This is a genomic window from Agrococcus sp. UYP33 (genome assembly GCF_054060915.1).
Map to the genome: position 1 here is coordinate 295,985 of NZ_JBSSDR010000001.1, position 24,280 is coordinate 320,264.

The 24,280-nt window shown below is 73.5% G+C and carries 23 protein-coding genes; 9 read left to right on the plus strand and 14 right to left on the minus strand.

Annotated features, from left to right (window positions below; genetic code table 11):
- Positions 1-113 precede the first annotated feature (113 nt).
- Together ACVWW9_RS01430 and ACVWW9_RS01435 are read left to right on the plus strand one after the other, a co-directional pair.
- A complete protein-coding gene (locus tag ACVWW9_RS01430; protein ID WP_456514098.1) occupies positions 114-578 on the plus strand; it encodes a YbjQ family protein in 465 nt (154 codons plus the stop codon).
- Positions 579-625: 47 nt separating this feature from the next.
- On the plus strand, positions 626-1,021 hold the full coding sequence (locus ACVWW9_RS01435) for a DoxX family protein (RefSeq protein WP_456514099.1): 396 nt from the start codon (positions 626-628) through the stop codon (positions 1,019-1,021).
- Between the two features lie 41 nt (positions 1,022-1,062).
- Here ACVWW9_RS01435 and ACVWW9_RS01440 read toward each other — a convergent pair whose 3' ends face one another.
- The 8 genes from ACVWW9_RS01440 to ilvD all read right to left on the minus strand — a co-directional run bounded on the left by ACVWW9_RS01440 (position 1,063) and on the right by ilvD (position 9,645).
- On the minus strand, positions 1,063-1,431 hold the full coding sequence (locus tag ACVWW9_RS01440) for a hypothetical protein (RefSeq protein WP_456514100.1): 369 nt from the start codon (positions 1,429-1,431) through the stop codon (positions 1,063-1,065).
- Positions 1,428-1,820, minus strand: a complete 393-nt coding sequence (locus ACVWW9_RS01445; protein ID WP_354259354.1) for a hypothetical protein — start codon at positions 1,818-1,820, stop codon at positions 1,428-1,430. The genes ACVWW9_RS01440 and ACVWW9_RS01445 overlap by 4 nt, the downstream gene beginning before the upstream one ends.
- 64 nt (positions 1,821-1,884) lie before the next feature.
- Positions 1,885-2,874: a DUF2332 domain-containing protein gene (locus tag ACVWW9_RS01450; protein ID WP_456514101.1), complete on the minus strand. Its 990-nt coding sequence runs from the start codon at positions 2,872-2,874 to the stop codon at positions 1,885-1,887.
- Positions 2,875-2,968: 94 nt separating this feature from the next.
- Positions 2,969-4,444, minus strand: a complete 1,476-nt coding sequence (locus ACVWW9_RS01455) for an FAD-dependent oxidoreductase (protein ID WP_456514102.1) — start codon at positions 4,442-4,444, stop codon at positions 2,969-2,971.
- A 106-nt stretch (positions 4,445-4,550) separates the two neighbouring features.
- Positions 4,551-5,576 carry a ketol-acid reductoisomerase gene (gene ilvC / locus ACVWW9_RS01460; protein ID WP_123695965.1) on the minus strand — a complete coding sequence of 342 codons (1,026 nt, stop codon included), beginning with the start codon at positions 5,574-5,576 and terminating at the stop codon, positions 4,551-4,553.
- A 33-nt stretch (positions 5,577-5,609) separates the two neighbouring features.
- Complete coding sequence (ilvN, locus tag ACVWW9_RS01465) at positions 5,610-6,128, minus strand: acetolactate synthase small subunit (protein ID WP_354259345.1); 519 nt, start codon at positions 6,126-6,128, stop codon at positions 5,610-5,612.
- Complete coding sequence (locus ACVWW9_RS01470; RefSeq protein WP_354259343.1) at positions 6,128-7,915, minus strand: acetolactate synthase large subunit; 1,788 nt, start codon at positions 7,913-7,915, stop codon at positions 6,128-6,130. Before ACVWW9_RS01470 ends, ilvN begins: the two co-directional genes overlap by 1 nt.
- Positions 7,916-7,947: 32 nt before the next feature.
- Positions 7,948-9,645: a dihydroxy-acid dehydratase gene (gene ilvD / locus ACVWW9_RS01475; RefSeq protein WP_354259340.1), complete on the minus strand. Its 1,698-nt coding sequence runs from the start codon at positions 9,643-9,645 to the stop codon at positions 7,948-7,950.
- Between the two features lie 103 nt (positions 9,646-9,748).
- On the opposite strand from ilvD, the gene ACVWW9_RS01480 reads away from it, so the two are divergent.
- The gene (locus ACVWW9_RS01480; RefSeq protein WP_456514103.1) at positions 9,749-10,579 is read left to right on the plus strand and encodes a sugar phosphate isomerase/epimerase family protein; all 831 of its coding nucleotides are present in this window, start codon (positions 9,749-9,751) and stop codon (positions 10,577-10,579) included.
- Between the two features lie 66 nt (positions 10,580-10,645).
- Here ACVWW9_RS01480 and ACVWW9_RS01485 read toward each other — a convergent pair whose 3' ends face one another.
- From ACVWW9_RS01485 to ACVWW9_RS01505, 5 genes are all read right to left on the minus strand, one after another.
- Positions 10,646-12,115 carry a multicopper oxidase family protein gene (locus tag ACVWW9_RS01485; protein ID WP_456514104.1) on the minus strand — a complete coding sequence of 490 codons (1,470 nt, stop codon included), beginning with the start codon at positions 12,113-12,115 and terminating at the stop codon, positions 10,646-10,648.
- 94 nt (positions 12,116-12,209) lie between these two features.
- Positions 12,210-12,665 carry a hypothetical protein gene (locus ACVWW9_RS01490; RefSeq protein WP_354259331.1) on the minus strand — a complete coding sequence of 152 codons (456 nt, stop codon included), beginning with the start codon at positions 12,663-12,665 and terminating at the stop codon, positions 12,210-12,212.
- A 197-nt stretch (positions 12,666-12,862) separates the two neighbouring features.
- Positions 12,863-14,917 (minus strand): hypothetical protein, encoded by a 2,055-nt coding sequence (locus ACVWW9_RS01495; protein WP_456514105.1) that lies wholly within the window; start codon positions 14,915-14,917, stop codon positions 12,863-12,865.
- Complete coding sequence (locus ACVWW9_RS01500) at positions 14,914-17,847, minus strand: MMPL family transporter (protein WP_456514106.1); 2,934 nt, start codon at positions 17,845-17,847, stop codon at positions 14,914-14,916. The genes ACVWW9_RS01495 and ACVWW9_RS01500 overlap by 4 nt, the downstream gene beginning before the upstream one ends.
- Positions 17,847-18,434 (minus strand): TetR/AcrR family transcriptional regulator, encoded by a 588-nt coding sequence (locus tag ACVWW9_RS01505; RefSeq protein WP_456514107.1) that lies wholly within the window; start codon positions 18,432-18,434, stop codon positions 17,847-17,849. Before ACVWW9_RS01505 ends, ACVWW9_RS01500 begins: the two co-directional genes overlap by 1 nt.
- Positions 18,435-18,555: 121 nt before the next feature.
- Here ACVWW9_RS01505 and ACVWW9_RS01510 point away from each other — a divergent pair, with 121 nt between their 5' ends.
- The 5 genes from ACVWW9_RS01510 to ACVWW9_RS01530 all read left to right on the plus strand — a co-directional run bounded on the left by ACVWW9_RS01510 (position 18,556) and on the right by ACVWW9_RS01530 (position 21,764).
- Positions 18,556-18,780, plus strand: a complete 225-nt coding sequence (locus ACVWW9_RS01510; RefSeq protein ID WP_170165468.1) for a hypothetical protein — start codon at positions 18,556-18,558, stop codon at positions 18,778-18,780.
- Positions 18,777-19,640, plus strand: a complete 864-nt coding sequence (locus ACVWW9_RS01515) for a PfkB family carbohydrate kinase (RefSeq protein WP_456514108.1) — start codon at positions 18,777-18,779, stop codon at positions 19,638-19,640. Before ACVWW9_RS01510 ends, ACVWW9_RS01515 begins: the two co-directional genes overlap by 4 nt.
- Positions 19,641-19,708: 68 nt before the next feature.
- The gene (locus tag ACVWW9_RS01520) at positions 19,709-20,932 is read left to right on the plus strand and encodes a pyridoxal phosphate-dependent aminotransferase (RefSeq protein ID WP_123695975.1); all 1,224 of its coding nucleotides are present in this window, start codon (positions 19,709-19,711) and stop codon (positions 20,930-20,932) included.
- 75 nt (positions 20,933-21,007) lie between these two features.
- Positions 21,008-21,253 (plus strand): hypothetical protein, encoded by a 246-nt coding sequence (locus ACVWW9_RS01525; protein ID WP_354259316.1) that lies wholly within the window; start codon positions 21,008-21,010, stop codon positions 21,251-21,253.
- A gap of 58 nt (positions 21,254-21,311) precedes the next feature.
- Complete coding sequence (locus ACVWW9_RS01530) at positions 21,312-21,764, plus strand: hypothetical protein (protein WP_456514109.1); 453 nt, start codon at positions 21,312-21,314, stop codon at positions 21,762-21,764.
- 24 nt (positions 21,765-21,788) lie between these two features.
- Here ACVWW9_RS01530 and ACVWW9_RS01535 read toward each other — a convergent pair whose 3' ends face one another.
- Positions 21,789-22,814: an NADPH:quinone reductase gene (locus ACVWW9_RS01535; protein WP_456514110.1), complete on the minus strand. Its 1,026-nt coding sequence runs from the start codon at positions 22,812-22,814 to the stop codon at positions 21,789-21,791.
- Between the two features lie 293 nt (positions 22,815-23,107).
- Here ACVWW9_RS01535 and ACVWW9_RS01540 point away from each other — a divergent pair, with 293 nt between their 5' ends.
- The gene (locus ACVWW9_RS01540) at positions 23,108-24,268 is read left to right on the plus strand and encodes an L-dopachrome tautomerase-related protein (protein WP_456514111.1); all 1,161 of its coding nucleotides are present in this window, start codon (positions 23,108-23,110) and stop codon (positions 24,266-24,268) included.
- The last annotated feature ends 12 nt before the right edge of the window (positions 24,269-24,280 follow it).

A 24,280-nucleotide genomic window follows, 5' to 3' on the forward strand; every position in this document is an offset into this window, starting at 1 on the left:
CTTGCGCGGTGCGGTGGGGTGGCAGCACCTCGTCGTGCCGCCCCCAGCGTACCGAGCGTCGCGTGCCGGCCTCGGCCCAGGCGTCACGCAGGGCAACACGACAGGATGCCCGCGTGCTGATCGTGACGACGAACGAGATCCCTGGGTTCCGCATCCTCGCCGTGCAGGGCGAGGTGATGGGCCTGACGGTGCGGAGCCGCGACGCGGCCTCCAGCTGGGTCGCGGGCTTCCGCGCCATCGGCGGCGGCGAGATCCCCGAGTTCACGCAGATGCTCTACGAGGCGCGCATGCAGGTCATGGGCCGGATGGTCGACGAGGCGCAGCGCCGCGGCGCGAACGCCATCGTCGCCATGCGGTTCGACGCGAGCGAGATCGCCACGCAGTGGACCGAGATCTGCGCGTACGGCACCGCGGTCGTCGTCGAGGCGATCCCGAGCGGCCAGGAGGGGTCGACGCCCCAGTCCGCCGAGCTCGCGCACCGGCATCCGCGGCACGACGGGCAGTTCGCGCCGCCCTCCGACGTGCCGCCCGTCCGGCCGGACGCGCCGATGCCGTTCGGGATGCCGCCGCAGGGCTGACGCCGAGCGCGTCGGCGCGGGCCCGCGCGTGCGGGAGGATGGAGGCGATGGACGCCTTCGCAATCGCGCAGCTCGTGCTGCGCATCATCCTCGCCGCCGTCTTCCTCGGGATGGGCGCGGCCCACTTCGTGCCGCGCGTCAAGCGCACGATGGCCGCGATGGTGCCCGCACCGCTCGCGGGCCCCGAGCGGCGCTGGGCGCCGACGCTCGTCGTCGTCTCGGGTGTCGCCGAGATCCTCGGCGGCCTCGGCCTGCTCGCGCCCTGGTGGCCGGTGCGCTTCGCCGCTGCCCTCGGGCTCATCGCGCTGCTGATCGCGGTCTTCCCCGCGAACGCGCAGGCGGCACGGCAGCCGGAGCGCTTCGGCGCGGTCGCGGTGCCGCTCGTGCCGCGAGCGATCGGCCAGGCGGTGCTCGGGCTGCTGCTGCTCGTCAGCGTCATCTGACGGATGCGCGGGGTGACCACCCGCCGTGCGGCGAGTGGCGGTCAGCCGACGAGCGCCGCGAGCGCGATCTGCCTGGCGAGCTGCTCGGCCAGCAGGCTGAGCTGCGCGCTCACCGCGAGCGCGGCCAGCAGGACGCCCGCCCTCGCGACCAGCCGCATCCGCCGACCGATCCACAGCGCCGCGACGAACAGCACCGCGGGGAGCGCGACGAGCGCGATCAGCAGCCACCACGGGGTGGCTGCCTGGATGCCGGCGCCGAGGTAGAGCAGCGGCAGCTGCTGCAGGTTGGTGACCGCCTCGACCGTGTCGTAGCCGAACGCGAGCGCGAACAGCGTCGCGATGATCCAGGTGTCGGCGGGACGCTCCTCGCGCGGCTCGCGCTCGGCGCCGGCCTCGAGGTCGGCGCTCATGCGAGCACCCCCGCGACGAGCGGCCAGGGCGCCGTCACGACCAGGCCCGCGAGCCACAGCGGCGCACGCCGCGCGGTCGCGAGCCGGTCGACCAGGAACCACCACAGCAGCGGCGCGATCGCCGCGAGCAGCTCGCCGAGCTGGTACATCGCGAGCCCGAGCAGGCTCGGCTGCTCGACCGGGTTCGCGACGATGATGACGATCCAGCCGGCCGTGGCGGCGAGCGCGAGGGCGAGCATCAGCCAGCGCAGCGCACCGCGCGAGCGGGCGGCGGGCTCGTCGGCGGCGACCGATGCCGTGGTCGCCGCAGGCTGCTCGGTCGCGTCGGCGGTCGGGTGATCGAGCTCCTCGTCGCCCTCCCAGTGGAGGGCATCCTCGTCGCGGCTCACCCGATCGAGCCTAGCCGCCCGGCTCCCCCGAGCCGCGCCGTGGCGCCCGGCCGCAGGCAGGCGCCTACGTCGCGATGTCGTCGATCCAGGTGACGGACGCCCCGTGCGGGTCGGTGATCGCGATCGGCTCGGCGTCGCGGCGGAGCACGAAGTCGCCGGGCCCCGCCCACGGCGCCGGCGGCCCGATCTCGAGCGTCGCGCCCTCGTTCGCGACCCACGTCACCGGCAGCTCGCCCATGAGGTCGGCGAAGCCGGCGCGCTCGAACGCGGGCACGTAGGCGAGCACCGCCGAGTGCCAGACGACGACCGTCGGGGCGTGCCGGGCAGCCTCCTCGACGAGCGCGCGGGTGTCGGTCGTGAGGTCGCCGCGGCGCAGGTCCGCGCCCTCGCGACGCGCGATCGCGATCGCCGTGCGCAGCCGGTCGACGCGGGCGCCGTCGACGCCCCCGGTCGCATCCGGCCAGACGAGCGCCTCGAGCCACGCCCGCGTGTCGGGCTCCGCCGGGTCGAGCGGCTGCAGGTCGAGCCCGCCGCGCCAGGCGATGGACGGCAGCCCCTCCGGCAGCGGGGTCGACGGCGACGCCTGCGTCTCGAGCAGCGGCAGGCTCGCGTCGCCGACGTACTTGCCGGCCCCGAAGCGGTAGCGCCAGCGGTCCGGATACAGGCACAGCCCCGCCGAAGCGCCCACCTCGACGAGCGCGATCGGGCCGCGGAGGTGCGCGATGGCGGGCAGCAGCGTCGCCATCCGCCGCGCCTCGTTCGTCTGCGTCATGCGGGCGAGCATCGTCGAGCGGATGCGCGTCCACGCGCCCGCGATCATGTCGCGCACGTCGGCCCACGGCGCGACCGGGACGCCCTCGAAGCGCGCGGCCGCGAACAGCAGGTTGGGCTGCCGCTTCACGTGCTCGAGGTCGGCGAGCGCCGCGCAGAGCCAGGCATCAGCGGCGACCCCGCGCGCCCACTCCGCGTACCGCGGCGACCGGCCGTCCGCCTCGACGGCCGCCCAGCGCTCGAAGGAGCGGGCGACGGAGCGATCCTCGGTGACGTCGTGCACGGCTCCACCTTGCCAGTCGGCGCCGATCCGCGCGCGGTCGCGGTGCAGCGACGGCGCCGCGGCACCGCGGCACGGCGACCGCGCCGGAGCGCGGTCAGCCCGCGCGCCGCAGCTCCTGCAGCGGGCAGGCGGTCGGCCCCTCGAGCCGCGACCCGTCGGCGGCGAAGCGCGACCCGTGGGCGGTGCAGTCCCAGCTGCGCTCCTGCGCGTTCCACTGCACGAGCGCGCCGACGTGCGGGCAGCGCGCCGACACCTGCCGGGTCTGGCCGTCGACGGTCGAGGTGCCGACCGCGCGCAGCCCGACGCGGCCGAGCACGCCCTCGCCCTCGGCGGGCGCCTTCGCGGGGCGCAGCGTGCGGGCGAAGGCGACCGCATCGGCGCGCGCCGTCGCGGCCACGCCGCCCGCGAGCCGGCCGGCCGCGCGCGGCGTCGTGCCGCGTCGACGCAGCGTGCGCGCCCAGCCCGGCTCCTCGCCGCCGATCCGCGCGCTGAGCGCGATCGCCGCCATCGCGCCGGAGCTCATGCCCCACTTGTCGAAGCCGGTCGCGAGCAGCACGCGCCCGCGGGAGCCCGGCCGCGCCGAGACCCAGGGCAGCCGGTCCGGCGTGCGGTAGTCCTGAGCGCTCCACACGTGCGTGCGCTGCGCGTCGGGCCAGTGCGCGCGCACCCAGTCGTCGAGCTCGGCGACCAGCCGGCGCGGATCGGAGTGGCGGCCGACGGCGTGGCCGACGCCGCCCGCGACGAGCAGCTCTTCGCCGCCGACCGTCGCGGTGCGGAGCGACCGGCTCGGGGCGTCGACGCTCAGCGCCATGACGGCCGGGAGCGGGCCGGCGGTGCGGTACGCGGCCGCGTAGGAGCGGTGGGCCGTCAGCATCGCGGCGGTGCCGCGAGCGGGCACCGGCGAGCCGGTCGCGAGCACCGCGACGCCGCCCGACCACGACCCGGCATCCGTGTCGAGCTCCACGCCGCGGCCGACGACGCGCACGGTGCGCACGGATGCGCGCACGATCGTGCCGCCGTGCGCGCGCAGCTCGGCCGCGAGGGCCGCGAGCATCGCCATCGGCTCGAGCTGCGCCTGATCGGCGAGCTGGATGGCGCCGGCGGTCTCGAACGGCAGCGACTCGGCGCCGCCGCGCTCGACCGGGAGGCCGAGCTCGGCCGCCGCGAGCAGCTCGCGCTCGAGCGACTCGGCGCCCTCCCCGCTGTTCGCGTAGGAGACGGCAGGCCTGGACTGCACCGCGTCGGTGTCGGCGAGCAGCGCGCGCAGCTGCCGCATGCCCTCGATCGACCCCTCCACGAACGCCCTGGCCGCGTCGCGCCGGGCGAGCTCGAGGATGCGGTGCAGGCGGTCGCCCTGCAGCACGCTCAGCTTCGCGGTGGTGCTGCCGGTCGCTGCCGCGCCCACCTCGCGCGCCTCGAGCACGACGACGTGCGCGCCGCCGCGGGCGAGCAGCACCGCCGTGGTGAGACCCGTGATGCCCGCGCCGACCACGACGACGTCGAAGCTGTCGCGACGGCCGGGGGCATCGAGGTGCACGGAGGGGCCGGTGGCGTGCCAGAGCGAGGTCATGTCCCCCACTCAACGCGGCGGACGGCTCCCGCACAAGACGAGTCGAGGGTTTGCGTCCGAGTTGTCAGCAACTCGGACGCAAACCCTCAACTGGCGCAGAGGTGGGTCAGCGCTGGGCGCTGCCGTCGACGTAGTCGGCGTCGGGCTGCTCCCACGCGAACAGGCTGCGCAGCTTCTTGCCGGTCGCCTCGATCGGGTGGCCCTCGGCCTTGGCCCGCAGCTCCTTGAACTCGGGGCCGCCCGCGTCCTGGTCGCCGATGAAGCGCTCGGCGAAGGCACCCGTCTGGATGTCCTTCAGCACCGCCTGCATGTTCTCCTTGACGCGCGGGTCGATGACGCGCGGGCCCGAGACGTAGTCGCCGTACTCGGCCGTGTCGGAGACCGACCAGCGCTGCTTGGCGATGCCGCCCTCCCACATGAGGTCGACGATGAGCTTCAGCTCGTGGAGCACCTCGAAGTAGGCGATCTCGGGCTGGTAGCCGGCCTCGGTGAGGGTCTCGAAGCCGTACTGGACGAGCTGCGAGACGCCGCCGCAGAGCACGGCCTGCTCGCCGAAGAGGTCGGTCTCGGTCTCCTCGGTGAAGGTGGTGGTGATGCCGCCGGCGCGGAGGCCGCCGATCGCCTTCGAGTACGACCAGGCCGTCTGCCATGCCGAGCCGGACGCATCCTTCTCGACGGCGACGATCACGGGCACGCCGCGGCCTGCCTGGAACTCGCGGCGCACGGTGTGGCCCGGGCCCTTCGGCGCGACGAGCACGACGTCGACGCCCTCGGGCGCCTCGATGTAGCCGAAGCGGATGTTGAAGCCGTGGCTGAAGAGCAGCGTCTTGCCCTCGCCCATCGACGACGCGATCTCGTCGTTGTAGATGTGGCGCTGGTGCTGGTCGGGTGCGAGCAGGACGACGACGTCCGCCCACTCGGCGACCTCTGCGGGCGTGCCCACCTCGAAGCCGGCCTCTGCGGCCTTCGCGCGGCTCTTCGACTCCGGCTGCAGGCCGACGCGGACCTCGACGCCCGAGTCGCGCAGGTTCTGCGCGTGCGCGTGCCCCTGCGAGCCGTAGCCGATGACGGCGACCTTCTTGCCCTGGATGATGCCGAGGTCGGCACCGTCGTCGTAGATGACCTCAGTCATGGTGTCTCCTTGCTTGTGGTTCAGAACGGGTGGTCAGCGCGCGTCGGACTTGAGGACGCGCTCGCTGATGGACTTGCCGCCGCGGCCGATGGCCAGCAGGCCCGACTGCGCGATCTCCTTGATGCCGTACGGCTCGAGCAGCTTCAGCAGCGCCTGGCACTTCGCGGAGTCGCCGGTCACCTCGACGACGAGCGCGTCGGTCGTGACGTCGACGACCCGGGCGCGGAACAGCGTCGCGGCCTCGAGGATCTGCGAGCGCGTCGAGTTGTCGACCCGCACCTTGACGAGCAGGTGCTCGCGCTGCACGGACTGGCTCGGCTCGAGCTCGACGATCTTCACGACGTTGATGAGCTTGTTCAGCTGCTTCGTGACCTGCTCGAGCGGCAGGTCCTCGACGTCGACGACGACGGTGATGCGGCTCAGGCCGGGCACCTCGGTCTTGCCGACCGCGAGCGACTCGATGTTGAAGCCCCGGCGCGCGAAGAGCGCGGCGACGCGGGTCAGCAGGCCGGGCTTGTCCTCGACCAGGAGCGACAGGACGTGCGTGCTCATCACTCCTCCTCCCACACCGGGCTGTGCTCCTTGGCGTACTGCACGAAGGAGTTCGAGACGCCCTGCGGCACCATCGGCCAGACCATCGCGTCCTTCGACACGATGAAGTCGATGACGACCGGGCGGTCGTTCGTCTCGAGCGCGAGCTTGATCGCCGGGTCGATCTCCTCGGGCTTCGTGACGCGGATCGCGAGGCAGCCGTAGGCCTCGCCGAGCTTCACGAAGTCGGGGATCATCTTCGCGTCGTCGCCGGTCTCGAGGTCGGTGAACGAGTGGCGGCCCTCGTAGAACAGGCTCTGCCACTGCCGCACCATGCCGAGCGACGAGTTGTTGATCACCGCGACCTTGATCGGGATGTCGTTGAGCGTGCAGGTGGCGAGCTCCTGATTGGTCATCTGGAAGCAGCCGTCGCCGTCGATCGCCCAGACCACGCGGTCGGGCTCGGCGACCTTCGCGCCCATCGCCGCGGGCACGCCGTAGCCCATGGTGCCGGCGCCGCCGGAGTTGAGCCACGAGTTCGGGCGCTCGTACTTGATGAACTGCGCCGCCCACATCTGGTGCTGGCCGACGCCGGAGGCGTAGATGCCCTCCGGACCGGTCAGCTCGCCGATGCGCTTGATCACGAACTGCGGCGAGAGCTTGCCGTCGCTCGGCTCCGTGAAGCCGAGCGGGAAGCGCTCCTGCAGCCCCTGCAGCCGTTCCCACCAGTCGGTCAGGTCGGTGCGGCGGCTCGACGCGAGCTCTTGGAAGGCGATCGACAGGTCGCTCAGCACGTCGCGCACGTCGCCCACGATCGGGATGTCGGCGGTGCGGATCTTCGAGATCTCTGCCGGGTCGACGTCGACGTGGATGACCTTCGCGTTCGGCGCGAACTCGTTGACCTTGCCGGTCACGCGGTCGTCGAACCGGGCGCCGAGCGCCAGGATGAGGTCGCACTCCTGGAAGGCCAGCACCGCGGGCACCGAGCCGTGCATGCCGGGCATGCCGAGGTGCTGCGGGTGCGAGTCGGGGAACGCGCCGCGCGCCATGAGCGTCGTCACGACCGGCGCGCCGGTCGCCTCGGCGAACTCGAGCAGCTCGGCCGACGCGTGCGCGCGGATGACGCCGCCGCCCACGTAGAGCAGCGGGCGCTCGGCGTCGGCGAGCATCGCGGCCGCCGCGGCGACCTGCTTGCCGTGCGCCTTCGTCACCGGGCGGTAGCCGGGCAGGTCGACCGTGTCGGGCCAGACGAACGGGGCCGACTGCTGCTGCGCATCCTTCGTCACGTCGACGAGCACCGGGCCGGGGCGGCCCGTGGAGGCGATGTGGAAGGCGGCGCGCATGACGGCGGGCACGTCCTCAGCGCGGGAGACCTGGAAGGAGTGCTTCGTGATCGGCATCACGATGCCGGTGATGTCGGCCTCCTGGAAGGCGTCCGTGCCGATCAGGTGGCTGAACACCTGGCCGGTGATGGCGACCATCGGCACCGAGTCCATGTAGGCGTCGGCGATCGCGGTGACGAGGTTGGTGGCGCCGGGGCCGCTCGTCGCGATGCAGACGCCGACCCGGCCGGTCGCGGCCGCGTAGCCCTCGGCGGCGTGGCCGCCGCCCTGCTCGTGGCGCACGAGGATGTGGCGGATCGCCGACTGCTGCATGAGCTCGTCGTAGAACGGGATGATGGCGCCGCCCGGGATGCCGAAGACGTCCTCGACGCCGAGCAGCTCGAGCGATCGGAGGACGGCGCCGGATCCGGTGAGGATCGGCGGCTCGGCGCTGCGCGGGGCGGCAGGCCTTGGTGCGATGGACATGGCTCTCCTGGCTCGTCTCTCGAAGACGTGCGTCAGCCTGTGACGGCGCCGGTGGCGGCCGACCGCACGAGGCGTGCGTACTTGGCGAGGACTCCGCGCGTGTAGCGCGGGGGCAGCGGCTCCCAGCCCTCACGCCGGGAGGCGAGCTCTGCCTCGTCGACGATCAGGTCAAGCGAGCGAGCGGCGATGTCGACCCTGATGCGGTCTCCGTCGCGCACGAAGGCGATCGGACCGGAGTCGACCGCCTCAGGGGCGATGTGGCCGATGCACAGGCCGGTTGTGCCGCCTGAGAATCTGCCGTCTGTCAGCAAGAGTACATCCTTGCCGAGGCCCGCTCCCTTGATGGCCGCGGTGATGGCCAGCATCTCGCGCATCCCGGGTCCGCCCTTGGGCCCCTCGTAGCGGATGACCACCACGTCGCCGGCCTGCACCTCGCCGTTCGTGAGGGCGTCCATCGCGGCGCGCTCGCGGTCGAACACGCGCGCCGGGCCCTCGAAGACCTCGGCGTCGAAGCCTGCCGTCTTCACGACCGCGCCCTCCGGCGCGAGCGTGCCGTCGAGGATCGTGAGGCCGCCGGTGGCGTGGATGGGGTCGTCGAGCGCGCGCACCACGGTGCCGTCGATCGGGGCCGGGTCGAGCTCGGCGAGGTTCTCGGCGACCGTCTTGCCGGTCACCGTGAGCGCGTCGCCGTGCAGCAGGCCGGCGTCGAGCAGCGCCTTCATGACCACCGGCATGCCGCCCACGCGGTCGAAGTCCTGCGCGACGTAGGCGCCGAACGGCTTGACGTCGGCGAGGTGCGGGGAGCGCTGCCCGATGCGGCGGAAGTCCTCGAGCGTGAGCTCGACCTCGGCCTCGTGGGCGATCGCGAGCAGGTGGAGCACCGCGTTCGTCGAGCCGCCCAGCACCATCGCCACGGTGATGGCGTTCTCGAACGCCTCCTTCGTGAGGATGTCGCGGGCGGTGATGCCGCGGCGCAGCAGCTCGACGACCGCCTCGCCCGAGCGGCGCGCGTAGAAGTCGCGGCGACGGTCGGCCGACAGCGGCGTCGACGAGCCGGGCAGGCTCATCCCGAGCGCCTCGGCCACGCACGCCATCGTGTTGGCGGTGTACATGCCGCCGCACGCGCCCTCGCCGGGCGCGAAGCCGCACTCGATGCGGTGCAGGTCCTCGGCAGAGATCTTGCCGGCCTTGAAGGCGCCGACGGCCTCGAACGAGTCGATGATCGTCATCGACTGCGGGATCGTGCCGTCCTCGAGCTTCGCGAAGCCGGGCGCGATCGAGCCGGCGTAGACGAAGACGCTCGCGAGGTCGAGGCGCGCCGCGGCCATGAGCATGCCGGGCAGCGACTTGTCGCAGCCCGCGAGCAGCACCGTGCCGTCGAGGCGCTCCGCCATGACGACGGTCTCGACGCTGTCGGCGATGACCTCGCGGCTGACCAGCGAGAAGTGCATGCCCTCATGGCCCATCGAGATGCCGTCCGAGACCGAGATCGTGCCGAACTGCAGCGGGTAGCCGCCACCGGCGTGCACGCCCTCCTTCGACGAGCGCGCGAGGCGGTCGAGCGAGAGGTTGCAGGGGGTGATCTCGTTCCACGAGCTCGCGATGCCGATCTGGGGCTTCTCCCAGTCGCCGTCGCCCATCCCGACCGCGCGCAGCATCCCGCGGCTCGTGGTGGCCTCGACGCCGTCCGTCACGGCGCGCGAACGCGGTTTGATGTCGATCTCTGGCATAGGCCGATCCTACGCCGCACGGACATGTCAGATCGGGCGCGCCGTCCGGCGGACCGGCGCGCGGATGCGCGTCGTCCAGGCTGGAGGGTCTAGCGTCGTCGGCATGATCCAGGTCGGCCTCAGTACGATCTCCGTCTTCCCCAAGGGGGTCGAGGACGGCTTCCGGCTCGCGCACGAAGCGGGCTACGACGGCGTCGAGGTCATGGTGACCACCGACGCGAAGACGCGCAGCCCCGAGAAGCTGCTCGAGCTCTCCGAGCGCTACCAGCAGCCGATCATGGCGATCCACGCGCCGGTCGTGCTGCTCACGACCTTCGTCTGGGGGCGCGACCCGTTCGTGAAGCTCGACCGATCGGCCGCGCTCGCGGTGTCGGTCGGCGCGCCCACCGTGGTGGTGCATCCGCCCTTCCGGTGGCAGGGCAAGTACGCGAGCACCTTCACGGATGCGGTGCGGACGACCGAGCAGAAGCACGGCATCGAGGTCGCGGTCGAGAACATGTTCCCCTGGTCGATGGGAGGCGCTGACCGCCAGGCGTACCTCCCGGGCATCGACCCGAGCGAGATGGACGTCGACCACGCGACGCTCGACTTCTCGCACTGCGCGCTCGCCCGCCGCGACTCGATGGAGCTCGCGCTCGACCTCGGTGACCGGCTGCGGCACCTGCACCTCACGGACGGCGTCGCCGCCGACGAGGACAAGGTCTTCGACGAGCACCTCATCCCCGGCCACGGCAACGAGCCGGTCGCCGAGGTGCTGCAGATGCTCGCCGCGCAGCGGTGGACCGGGCAGGTCATCGCCGAGATCAAGACGCGGCACGCGCGCTCGGAGCGCGACCGGCTGCGACTGCTCGTCGAGACGCTCGAGTTCGCGCGCGAGCACCTGGGGCAGAACGCGCCCGCGGATGAGGGAGCCGACGCGGAGGCGCGGCCCTAGCGGGAGCGGTCGGTCTCGACTCGCTCAGCGCGCTGCGCGCGCGGAGCGGCTCGACCAGCGCAGGGGCTACTCGGGGGCGTTGCCCGAGCCGCCGCCGAGCAGGAACGGGGTCGAGACGCCCTCGTACATCATGTGCGTCATGAGCCCCTCGACGGCGTGCGGCAGCGTGTGGCAGTGGTCCATCCAGATGCCCGGGTTGTCGGCGACGAAGGCGACCTCGTACGTCTCGCCGTGCCCGACGTCGAGCGAGTCGACCCACCAGGGGCTGCCGGATGCGGGCACGCCGTCGCGCGAGAGCACGACGACGTGGTGCCCGTGCAGGTGCATCGGGTGCACCTCGCCGCTGCCGTTCGTGATGCGCATCGTCACCACGTCGCCCTCCGCCACGTGGTACGCCGGGACGTCGCCGCCCATCCGCCCGTTGATCGTCCACCAGATGCCGGGGACCCCGTTCAGGAACCCCGGGAAGCGGCCGATGTCGTAGGCGAAGTCGCGGTCGGCCGCGGCCGGGTCGAAGCCGAGCGGGGCGGGTGAGCCGTAGGCGAGCGGATCGAGCGCCTCCGCGGGCGCGGCGGCCGCGGGGGGCGCGGCCGTCCCGAGCGCGAGGGAGACGCCCGGCGCCTGCACGCGCGCGCCGCCGCTCGGCACGCGCACCTCGAGGTCGACGCGGCCGCCGGCGGTGACCGCGACCTTGCGGCCCTCGACGTCGGTCGGCTCGTGCACGTCGGTGCCGTCGATGGCGAGCAGCCGGAAGCCTGCGCCCGTGACCCACACGACCGTCGGTGCGTTGTCGGTGTTCACGACGCGCACGCGCACCACCGCACCCGGCTCGGAATCGCGCGCGATGTCGCCGGAGACGCCGTCGATCGTGCGGGAGGTGCCGGGGTAGGTGTGCAGCAGCGCGACGACGTCGATATCGTGGGCGGCCGGCTCGGCCGGGTCGACGACGAGCGCGCCGAAGAGCCCGCCGAGCACCTGCGCGTGCGACACCTGGTGCGCGTGGTACCAGTAGCTGCCCGCGTCCTCGGCGACGAAGCGGTACGTGAAGGAGCCACCGGGCGGCACCGCGTCCTGCGTCACGCCCGCGACGCCATCCATCGCTGCGGGCACGTCGACGCCGTGCCAGTGCAGCGTCGTGCCGGCGGCGACCGACTCGTTGCGGAGCACCACCTCGACGAGCTGCCCCTGCCGCGCGCGGATCTCCGGCCCGGGCGTCGACCCGTTGAGCGTGAAGGCGTCGACCTGCTCGCCGCCGGGCAGCGTGATGCGCTCTGCGCGCGCGACGAGCTCGACGCGCACGTCGGCGGCGCGCGCGGGGTCGGCGACGAGGGTCGTCAGGTCGACCGCTGCTGCCGCGCCCGGCTCGTGGCCGTGGCCGCCCTCCCCCGCCACGACCGGACCGCCGCCGGGGTCCGCGACGCCCATCGCCATCGCCGAGTAGGTGTCGGGCCGCAGGCTCGACCACCAGGCGGCACCGACCGCGACGACGAGCGCCACCGCGGCGAGGATGCCGACGAGCCGGGCGAGGCGCCGCACCGGCCGGTCCGGGTGGGTGGGCCGGTCAGGATGGGCCGGCCGATCCGAGCCGGCACCGGGGCGGCGCCGCGCGCGGCGCTGCGAGGGCTCGGGGTCAGGCGACACCGACGGTGGATCGCGCCTGGACGCCGGTGTGGCGTCCCCCGGCGCGCATGCCCGCCCAGAACGCGACGCCGAACAGGGCGATCGCGTTCACGCCGTGCAGGAAGGCGAGCGCGGTGAGCTCGTGGCCGAGCAGTCCCAGCGTCACCTGCAGCACGACGAGCACGAGCACGATCGCGGCGCGCATCACCCCGCCGGGGATCTTCGCGAGGAAGGCCACGACGAGCAGCGCGAGCGCGACGATCGGGATCGCGTACATGCCGTTCATCCCGTGGATCATGAGGCCGAGCGCCTCCGGGAACGGCGGCGGGCCCTCGGCGGCGAAGTCGACGGTGCCGCCCTCCGCGAGGAAGAGCGCGATGCCGGCGGATGCCCAGGCATGCGAGGCGGCCTGCAGCGCGACGAGCGCGCAGATGAGGTAGGCGAGGACGCGGTAGGTGGTGCGCACGGGACTCCTTCGTCGGAATCGGTGGGATGCGGGGCCGTGCCCGGCGGATGCGCCGAGGCGGGAGGGCGATGCCGGCACAGGCTGCCGACGGGCGCGCGCAGTTTCGCGGACACCGTTATCGAACTCCGCAGTCCGTTTCCTGTCAAGTGCCTGTGCGCCGGCCCCTCACGCCCGGCGCGCCCGACGGCGCCGCCTCGCTACGCCGGCGTCGGCGCGAGGGTCTCGAGGGCGCGGATCCGCTCCCCCGTCGCCCGTCGCCGAGCGCCGCGGAGCGCGAGGTACGCGGCGAGCAGGCCGACGCCGAGCCACAGCACGAGCATCGCCGCCGCGCCGCCTGCGCCGCCGGTGCCGGCCGCGATGGCGACGAGCGCATCGACCGCCGGCGTCATCGGCAGCACCGGAGCGACGGCCTCGAACCCCTGCCCGAGCACGTCGCGCGGCACGATCCCGCCCGCCGCGACCGCCTGCAGGCCGAGCAGCACCACCGACACGATGCCGCCGCCGGCGCCGAGCCACGCGACGAGCGCGAGGTGCAGCAGCGTCGCCACGGCGCCGAACAGCAGCGCCACCGCGAGCGTCAGCGGTGCCGACGACCACGCGACCCCGCCGATCGCGTGCACCACGACCGTCGCGAGCACGGCCTGCAGCGCGACCACCCACGACGAGCGGATGAGCATGGTCGCGAGCACCCGGCCGTCGGACTCGGCCGACGCCGCGATGCGGCGAGCCGACCGGGCGAGCACGAGCACGAGGACGAGCGCGCCGAGCCAGAGCCCGATCGGCACCGCGAGCGACGCGATGCGCGCCTCGCCGCTCGGGAGCGCGCGCTGCTCGTCGAGGTCGAACCCGACCGGGTTCGTGGCCACCGCCGACAGGTCGTCGAGCTCGTCGTCGCTCAGCTGCGGCAGCGCCGCGACGCCCTCGCGGAGCCCGTCGCCCAGCTCGGTCGCGCCGTCGCCGAGCTGCGTCGCGCCGGACTCGGCCGAGCGGGCGCCCGCTGCGAGCTGCACCGCGCCGGACTCCAGCTCGCCGAGGCCGTCGCCGAGCTCGCCCGCGCCGTCGGCGAGCTGCCGGGCGCCGGTGACGGATGCGCCGAAGCCGGCGTCGAGCTGCGCCCCGCCGGCCGCGAGCTGCGCGGCGCCGTCGCGCACCTGCGGGCCCGCGTCGACGATCGCCGTCGCACCGGTCGAGAGCTGCGACAGCGGTGCGGTCGCCTGGCGCAGCCCCTCCGTGAGCTGACCGCTGATGTCCTGCTGGCTGAGCTGGCCGAGCCCGCCCGAGAGCTGCCGCGCGACCTCGAGCGCGGCGGGGTCGGTGGGGTCGGCCTCGAGCAGCTGCACGAGCTGCGCCGCTGCGCCCGACGAGGCGTCGAGCGACGACTCGAGCCGGCCGATGCCGCCCGCCTCCGCGGCGCCGGCGAGCCCCGCGTCGAGCTGCGCGGCCGCCTGCTGCACGCCGCCGGCGAAGCGGTCGACGCCCGCGGTGTAGTCGGCCACGCCGCTGCTGAGCGCCGCGCTGCCGTCCGCGAGCCCCGAGATGCCGCCAGCGGCGGTGCCGAGGCCGTCGGCGAGCTGGTCGGCGCCGGTCGCGAGCTGCGCCGCGCCGTCCTGCGCGCCGCCCGCGCCGTCGGCGAGCTGGTCGATGCCGCCCGCGAGCTCGTCGAGCCCGGTCGCGAGCTCCGTGCCGCCTGCGCCCAGCGCATCCGCGCCGTCGGCGGCCGTGCCGAGCTGCTCGGCGAGCGTGCCCATGCCGCCGTAGATGCCGGAGATGAAGCCGGTCGTCACGCGGTCGCCGAAGGAGGCGACGATCGACTCGCCGGTCTCGCTCGCGAGGCTCGTGGCGAGGCCGTCGGCCGACGCATCCGTGACGATGCGCACGCCGGCCTGCTGCGGGTCGTCGCCCTGCAGGCTCGTGACGCGTCGCGAGAAGTCAGCGGGGATCGTGACCACCGCGTGCACGGTGCCGTCCGCGAGCGCCGCCGCCGCATCCTCCTCGTTCAGGATGCGGAAGTCGAAGCCATCGGCGTCGTCGGCCACGAGGTCGGTGACGACCTGGCGGCCGGCGAACATCGTGGTCTCGGTGCCGTCGGCCGCGGTGGTGGTGAGCAGCTCGTCGAGGTTCACGACCGCGGCTGGCACGTCCCGGTCGCCGTCTGCGGCCGGGCCCATCGACCAGGCGGCGAATGCCGCGATGGCGAAGGGGGTGGCGGTGGCGGCCGTCAGCGCGACGGCCTTCCTGAGCGCGGTGGTCATCGGTCTGCTCCCGTGTCTGCTCCGGCCGTCGCGAGCGCCTCCGTGGGCGCATCGCCGGCGGGATCCGTGTCGTGTGCGTCGGCCGCGGCCGCGTCGTGCGCGTCCTCCTCGGCGGCGTCCGCGGGTGCGAGGTCGATCGCGGCGCGGCCGTGCGCCTCGGGCGACGGCTCGCTCGTGACGATCGTCACGTCGGCGCCCGCGAGCCGCGCGGCGACGCCGGCGGCACCCGCGGGGGCACCGCTCGCGGCATCGACCCACAGCAGGCTCGGGCCGCGCTCCAGCGCGATCGCGAGCAGCACCGCGGCGCGCTCGATCGGTGCGAGCCGCGAGAGCGGCGCGGCGGGGTCGATCGGGGTGCCGGCCGCCGTGCCCGCGCGCGCGACGAGCGCCGCGGCGCGGCGGTCGAGCACGGGCGCCGCCGCGAACGGCGAGCGGAGCGCGAGCGCACCGCGCGCCGCCTCGAGCGCGGTCTCCCCGCGCTCGCCGACGCCGACGAGGTCGAGGTCGACGAGCCCGATCCGGGCGCGGAGCGCGCCGACGTCGCCGGGGAGGGCAGCACCACCGAGGTGCGCACTCCCGCGAGCCGGGATGTCGCCGAGCAGCGCGTGCACGAGCCGCTGCCGGTCGGCGAACGGGGCGTCGAGTCGCACGACCGCGCCGCGCGGTGTGGTGACCGTCCAGGACGCGGCGCCGGGCTCGTGGTCGATCGCCGGCCGCAGCCGGTCGAGCGCGAGGTGACCGCCGGCATCCGCCGCCCAGGCGAGCGCCGCGCGGTGGCGACCGAGGCTCTCTCCCTCGACGTCCATGTCGGGCATCGCGCGGTCGAGCCGGCGCGGCAGCCACCAGGCGCGCTCCCCCAGCAGCGTCATGACCGCCGGGATGAGGGTCATGCGCACGAGGAAGGCGTCGACGGCCACGCCGACCGCGAGGCCGAGCGCGATGGCCTTGATCATCGCCATGCCCTCCGGCACGAAGGCGAAGAAGACGAGGAACATGATGAGCGCCGCGGCCGTCACGACGCGCGCGTTGGCGGCGAAGCCGTGCCGCACGGCGCTGACGGCGCTGTGGCCGTGGGCGTGCGCCTCGCGCATGCCCGAGACGAGGAACACCTGGTAGTCCATCGCGAGGCCGAAGAGCACCGCCATGAGCAGCACCGGCATGAACGAGAGGATCGGCCCCGGCTCGACGTGCAGCAGCTCGGCGCCCCAGCCCCACTGCATCACCGCGACGACGGTGCCGAAGGCGGCGAGCACCGAGAGCACGAAGCCGATCGCGGCGGTGATCGGCACGAGGATCGAGCGGAAGACGAGCAGCAGCAGCACGACCGCGAGCGTGACGACGACGATGCCGAACGGCAGCAGCGCGTCCTGCAGGCGCTGCGACACGTCGATCTGCACGGCGGTCGCACCGGTGACGGCGATCGGGGTGTCGTGCTCCGCCTCGATCTCGGGGGCGGCGGCGCGGATGGCGCGCACGAGCTCGGCCGTCGCGTGATCGGTGGGGCCGGTCTCGGCGATCACCTGGATGATCGCGGTGTCGGCCGTCTCGTCGGGGAAGGCGCTGCCGATGCGGTCGACGCCCGGGATCTCCTCGAGGTCGGCAGAGATCTCATCGAGGACGCCGAGGATGTCGGTCACCTGCGTGATGTCGGCCATCACGACGAGCGGGCCGGTCGTGCCCTCGCCGAAGCCCTCCTGCAGCATGTCGTAGGCCATGCGCTGCGTGCTGCCGCGCGCCTCGCGGCCGTTGTCGGGCAGCGCGAGCTCGAGGCTCGCGGCCGGCACGGCGGCGACGCCGATGATCGCGAGCACGCCGACGATGGCGAGCACGGGGCGCTTCGTGATGCCGGTGACCCAGCGCATCCCGAGCGTCGGCGCCGTGTCGACGTCGCGCTCCGCGAGCCGGGCCGCCCGGCTGCCGGCCTTCGGCCGCAGCCGCTCGCCGAGCAGCGCCATGATCGCCGGCAGCAGCGTGGCAGCGGCTGCGACGGCGATCGCGACCGAGGCCGCGGCACCGATGCCCATGACCGACAGGAACGGGATGCCGACGATGAGGAGCCCGACGAGCGCGATGACGACCGTGAGCCCGGCGAACACGACGGCGGTGCCGGCGGTGCCGACCGCGAGCGAGCCCGACTCGATGACGCCCATGCCCCGCGCGAGCTGCGTGCGGTGCTTCGACAGGATGAAGAGCGCGTAGTCGATGCCGACCGCGAGCCCGATCATGAGCGCCATGAGCGGCGCCGAGTTCGAGACCGTGACGAGCGCCGAGGCGCCGAGCACACCGCCCATCGTGATGCCGACGCCGATGAGCGCGGTCAGCAGCGGCAGGCCCGCGGCGAGGAACGACCAGAAGGTCACGAACAGCACGACGCCGGCGAAGATGACGCCGAGCCCCTCGACCCACGAGATCGGCACGCTCGTGGCCTGGAACGCCTGGCCGCCGAACTCGGCCGTCAGGCCGTCGGCGCGGGCGGCATCCGCCGTGGCGACGAGCGCGTCGAGCCCGGCTGGCGTGCTGCCGGAGCCCTGCGGCTCGAACTGCACCTGCGTGTAGGCGAAGCGGCCGTCGTCGGAGATCTGCTCGGCCGCGAACTCGCTCCAGGGCTGCACGACGCTCGCGACGTCGTCGATGGCGTCGATGTCGGTCGCCTGCTGCTCGATGGCGTCCCGGTGCTGCTCGACCGACTCGCCGTCGGGCGCGCGGTAGACGACCTGCACGCTCGAGCCCGCGACCTGCGGGAACACGCTGCCGAGGTGGTCGAGCGCCTCCTGCGACTCGGTGCCCGGGATCGCGAAGGACTCCTGCATGTTCGGACCGAGCGCGAGGGCGCCGCCCAGCACGCCGCCGAGGATCGCTGCCCAGGCGACGATGACGAGCCAGGCGCGGCGCATGGAGGCGGCGCCGACGCGGGAGAGCCAGGTGGCCATCAGGCGTCCACCTCCTGCAGCGTCGCGGGGGTGCACGCGGCAGCGGGCAGGCAGAGCTCGAGCAGCGTCTCGATGAGCACCTCGCGCATCTCGGCGGGGTCCGGGTGGTCGCGCGTCTCCTGCAGCGCCTCACCGAGGATGAACGCGACGCCGGCGAGGCCGATCGAGAGCCGCGTGAGCGCGCGCGTCGAGGGCGCCTCGGCGATCAGCGTGCCGGCGATGGCGTCGACGAGCTCGTTGCCGCGCTGGATGACGGGCACGTCCTGCAGGGCGCCGCGCTGGCTGATGAAGATCGAGACCGCGGCGCTGTGCTGCAGGAGCGTGTCGACGAAGCCGGTCACGAGGGCGGGCGCCGCTGCGACCTTGTCGTCGCGCAGGCCCGGCAGCGAGTCGATGATCTGCGTCAGCGCGTCGAGCGCCGGTGCCATCGCGGCCTCGAGCAGCGCCTCCTTCGAGTCGAAGTGGTAGAGCACCGACGACTTCGAGGTGCCGACGTCCGCCGCGATCTGCTGGATCGAGCTGCCGAGGTAGCCGTACCGGGCGAAGCGCTCGAGCGCGGCCTGGACGAGGGTGTCGCGAGTGGTCACGAGGGATCAGCATACTGACCGATCGGTCAGAAGTCGACCGATCGGTCAGGATGACCGGCCACTCCCTGCGAGAGGCGCCGTCCAGTCGCCGCCGGTAGGTTGATCGCGACGAGGAGGCACAATGCGCAAGTACCTGTTCAACATGGGTGTCATCGGCTCGCTCACGAGCGCGCTGCCGGTGGTGAAGGCGACGCGGCAGGGGCCGCGCGACTGGCGGCTCGGCCTGCTCTGGGCCAGCTGGATCATCGGCGTGGCGCTCGCGGTGGGAGCGGTCGCGCAGCGCGAGGACGGCATCCGCCAGGACGAGCTCGAGCGCAAGCTGAAGAAGGCGGCGAAGGGCAAGTGAGCGACCGCGTCGTCGTCATCGGCGACGCGCTCGTCGACGAGGTGGATGGCGCCTCGATCGTCGGCGGGGCCGCGCTCAACGTCGCCGTCGGGCTCGCCCGGCTCGGCGTGCCCGCCCGCCTCATCGCGATGGTCGGCGACGACGCGCCCGGCGCCCAGGTGCGCGCGCACTGCGCCGCGCACGGCGTCGAGCTCGTCGCGACCGCGGCGCCCCGCGGCACCGCCGTCGCGACCGCCGTGCGGGACGGCGGCACGATGCGCTACGAGTTCAACGAGGCCGGCACGAGCCGCTTCGTCGAGCTGGACGGCCACGAGGACACCCTCGAAGCCGCGCCGCTCGTGCTCGTCTCGTGCCTCGCGCTCGAGCTCGAGGCGCAGGTCGCCCCGCTCGCCGCGCTCCCCCGCTCCCGCGAGCGGCTCATGCTCGACCCGAACGCCCGCCCCGCCTACCTCCGAGAGCCAAGCGCGACCCGGCGCTTCGCCGCGGGCCTTGACCTGCTCGCCTCGCGCGCGCTGCTCGTGAAGCTGAGCGACGAGGACGCCGAGCTCGTCTACGGCGCGGATGCCGACGCGACCGCCGCCCGGCTCGTCGCCGCGGGCGCCGGCGCGGTCGCGGTCACGCGCGGCGCGGCGGGCGCGACGGTCTTCACCGACGGCGGCCGGGTCGACGCATCCGTGCCGCAGCTCGACGCGCCGATCGTCGACACCATCGGCGCCGGCGACAGCGTGCTCGCCTCGCTCGCAGCCTCGGTGCTCGAGGGCGGTCGCGCGCGCGGATGGGCCGGGCCGCTCGAGCGGGCGATGGCCGTCGCCGCGGCGACGACGCGCTCCGCCGGCGGGCTGCTGCAGCTGCCCGCCTGAGCGGCGATCCGCCCGGAGCGGGCCACGCCCGGCCGAGTGGCCCGCGGGCGCCCGCCTAGCATGGTGCAATGGCGCTCAAGTCCCTCGATCAGTCCTCGAAGCTCAAGCACGTCCTCTACGAGATCCGCGGCCCGGTGGCCGCCGAGGCCGCGCGGCTCGAGGCCGAGGGGCACCGCATCCTCAAGCTCAACATCGGCAACCCGGCGCCGTTCGGCTTCGAGACGCCCGACACGATCGTGCAGGACATGATCGCGAACCTGCCGCTCGCCGAGGGCTACTCCGACTCGAAGGGCATCCTCTCCGCCCGACGCGCGGTCGTGACCCGCTACGAGGACGTCGACGACTTCCCGCGGCTCACCGTCGACGACGTCTACCTCGGCAACGGCGTCTCCGAGCTCATCACCATGACGATGCAGGCGCTCCTCGACGCGGGCGACGAGGTGCTCATCCCCGCGCCCGACTATCCGCTCTGGACGGCCATGACGTCGCTCGGCGGCGGCACGCCCATCCACTACCTGTGCGACGAGGACACCGACTGGGCGCCAGACCTCGCCGACATCGAGGCGAAGATCACGCCGCGCACGAAGGCGCTCGTCGTCATCAACCCCAACAACCCGACCGGCGCCGTCTACTCGCGCGAGGTGCTGCAGGGCATCGTCGACCTCGCGCGCAAGCACTCGCTGCTGCTGCTCGCCGACGAGATCTACGACCGGATCCTCTACGACGGCGCGGAGCACACCTCGATCGCGACCCTCGCGCCGGACCTCCTCGTGCTGACCTACAACGGCCTCTCGAAGACGTACCGCGCGGCCGGCTTCCGCGCCGCGTGGCTCGCGATCACGGGACCGAAGGAGCACGCGAAGGGCTTCCTCGAGGGCCTCACGCTGCTGGCCTCGACCCGCCTGTGCCCGAACGTGCCGGCGCAGTACGGCATCCAGGTCGCGCTCGGCGGCCACCAGTCGATCGAGGACCTCATCCTGCCCGGCGGCCGCCTGCTCGAGCAGCGCGACGCCGCGGTGCAGGGGCTCAACCGCATCCCTGGCGTGAGCGTCGTGACGCCGAAGGGCGCGCTCTACGCGTTCCCTCGCCTCGACCCGGAGGTGCACGAGATCCACGACGACGCGCAGTTCGCGCTCGACCTGCTGCGGCAGGAGAAGATCCTCGTCACCCACGGCACGGGCTTCAACTGGCCGACGAACGACCACTTCCGGATCGTGACGCTGCCGTGGAAGCGGGATCTCGACGACGCCGTGCAGCGCATCGGCAGCTTCCTGGCCTCGTACCGCCAGTAGCGCGGCGGCGGGCGGCGATGACGCGCCGACCGCGCCGATTGTGACCGAACGTTTGTACCCCACTATTCTTCGAACGTGGACTACGACTCGGCCGAGCGCTCCGTCTTCGCGGAAGAGGACATCGCTCGCATCCTGCTCGAGCTCGCCGCCGTCGCGACCGACCACACGAGCCTGCGCTCGTGGGCAGAGGACCCGGGCGTGCAGCTCGACCGCGTCGTCGCGATGGAGGCGCTCACCTATGTGCGGCTGGCGGTCCGCGACGAGCACGGCGAGCCGATCGTGCTGATGCTGCTCGACGGCACGTGGGAGCGCATCCTCTGACCGCCGGACACCTGCGACGGCTACGGTGGTCCGGGCCGCATCCAGATCGGAGTCCGCAGTGAGTGAAGCGCTCTACGAGTCGCAGGTGCAGAAGGCCGCGCGCATCGGCCGGCTCGCCGCCGAGGAGCGCCTGGAGCACGAGCTCGCGCACGAGGTCGCAGACAGGACCGAGCGGCTCGCCGCGCTCGAGCTCGCCGACGCGGCCCGCCGGGCGCGGCCGCGGTGGGTCGGCATCCTGCTCGGCGCGGGCGCCGCGCTGGCCATCAGCCTCTTCGTGACGCGGGTGATGAACGGCACCTTCGTGCCCTCGCTCACCTCGATCGTCGGCCTCCTCGGCCTGCTCGCGATCGTCGTCGACCTCTTCTGGGGCAGCAGTCTGCTGCGGCTCGGCGTCGCGCTGCGCGTGCGCTGGCTCTACCGGACGCCGGCGCCCGTGCGGGCGGCGGTGCTGCAGAGCTACACCGAGCAGCGCCAGCTGCTCGGTCAAGCGGGCTGCGACTGCCCGCGCTGATCGCCTCGGCGCCCGCCGGGCGCCTCAGCGCAGGTCGTCCGCGACGCGGATGAGCACCTTGCCGGTGACGCCCTGCTCGACGGCATCGTGCGCGGCTGCCGTCTCCTCGAGCGGGAACCACGTCAGCGGCAGCCCGGCGTCTGCGCCCACCGGCAGCGCGCCGGCCTCGAGCGCGGCGGTGATGTCCTCGGCGGCCACGGCGAGCGCCTCGGTCCCGACGGTGTAGAGCAGCAGCCCCTGCCAGCGAGCGTTCTTCGCGAAGCTCGCCATGATCGGAGCGGTGAACTCCTCGCCGTTGTTGTTGGCGTAGTAGGCGATGCTGCCGTGGTTGGCGAGCACCGCGACATCGAGCGCGGCGTTCTGCGCAGGCGCGACCTCGACGACGTGGTCGACGCCGCCGGGAGCGATGGCGAGCACCTCGCCGGCGAGGTCGTCGGCCGGGTACTGCAGCACGTGGTGGGCGCCCGCGGCACGGGCGAGCGCCGCCTTCTCATCGCTGCTGACCGTGGCGATCACGGTCGCACCCGCCCAGACCGCCAGCTGGATCGCGGCGTGCCCGACGGCCCCCGCTCCGCCCTGCACCAGCACCACGCGGCCGTCGAGGCTGCCGGGCGCGAGTCGCGCCGGGCCGAGCTCGTGCACGGTGAGCGCACGGTGCGCGGTCATCGCCGGGACGCCGAGGCTCGCGGCGACGTCGAAGCCGACGCCGTCGGGCAGGCGGACGACGCGGCTCGCCGGCACCACCGTCAGCTCCTGCGCCGTCCCGGTCGGGCGCTGGTGCGCGGCGAGGAAGAGCCAGACGCGGTCGCCGACCTGCAGCTCCTCGACCTCCGAGCCGACGGCGTCGACGACGCCGGCGCCATCCTGGTTCGGGACGATCTCGTCGAGCTCGAGGGGCCGATTGCCCGCGCGGGCCTTCCAGTCGGTCGGGTTGACGCGCGAGACGGCGATGCGGACCCGCACCTCGTCCGGGCCGGGCACGCCTGGTTCGCGGTCGGTGAGCTGGAGCACCGACGAGGGACCAGACCGGGAGTAGCTGATGGCACGCATGATGGGTGCAAGCGGGGATCGGCAGCGGGTATTCCTCTCTCGGGCCAGCCGGGTCGACGAAGCCTCTCCCGTGCGCCTGACGTGATGCTCGCGGTCGTCGTGCTCGCGATCGCGATCTGGCAGTCTGCGCGAGCGAGCCGAGGCCGCGACCGGGCCGCGGCGGCCAGGTGACCGCGTCGTCCCTCGGCCGGCGGCTGTCCACCGCGTGAGGCCCCGGCTCATGCGCATGCGGAAGTGCGACCTGGCGAAGACCGGGGGCCATTGGGAGGGTTGGCCATGCGCCACTCCCTCCAATGGCGGCAAGGCCGAATCCGACTGACAGGGACGAAGTGATGGAGAACCGATCGGAAGACCTCCCAGCGGAGCAGCCGGTGGGCGAGCTCGAAGAGGTGGCCCACTTCCACGGCGCCATGCCCACCGGCGTCGCGGTCTCGCACCGGGGGCGGATCTTCGTCAACTACCCGAAGTGGGGCGATGACGTCGCGTTCACGGTCGCCGAGATCCGCGACGGCGAAGCGGTGGCATACCCGAACGAGACCATCAATCGCACCGATCCCGAGGACCTGGCGAACACCCTGGTCTCGGTGCAGAGCGTGGTGGTGGATCCCGCCGACAGGCTGTGGATCCTGGACACCGGGAGCCCGCTCTTCAAGCCGACGACGTACGGCGGGCCCAAGCTCGTCTGCGTCGACCTCACGAGCGACACGGTGGTCAGCACCATCCTCTTCCCCCAGGACGTCGCGCTGCCCACCAGCTACCTCAACGACGTGCGCTTCGACCTGCGCCGCGGTGCCGGGGGCGTCGCCTACCTCACCGACTCCTCCGACAAGGGGCCCAACGGGCTGGTGGTGGTGGACCTTGCGAGCGGCGAGAGCTGGCGGCGGCTGCACGACCACCCCTCCACGAAGGCGGAGCGGCTCACGGACTTCGTGCCGGTCGTCGAGGGTCGCCCGGTGGTCGATCGCCAGGACGACGGGAGCGTTGCGCCGGCGATCGCGATGGGCTCCGACGGGATCGCGATCGGCGCCGACGGTGCTCGCCTCTACTACTGCCCGCTCGCGTCCCGCCGGCTCTACAGCGTGGCCACCGACGCATTGGTGGACCGGGCTCTCGAGGACGCGGCGGTGGCCGCGACCGTGAGCGACGAAGGCGACAAGGGCGGGGCCGGCGACGGACTGGAGTCCGACGCACAGGGCAACCTGTACGCGACGAACTACGAGCACAACGCGGTGCTGCGCCGCCGAGCGGACACCGTCGGGGCGTGGGAGACCGTGGTGTCCGATCCCCGGCTGCTGTGGCCCGACACGCTCTCGGTCGGGGCAGACGGCTACCTCTACGTCACCGCGAACCAGCTCCACCGCCAAGCCGACTACCGGCAGGGACGGGACGAACGGGTCAAGCCCTACACGCTGTTCCGCACCCGCATCGACGCCCAGCCCGTCCTGCTGCGCTGACGACAGCGGACG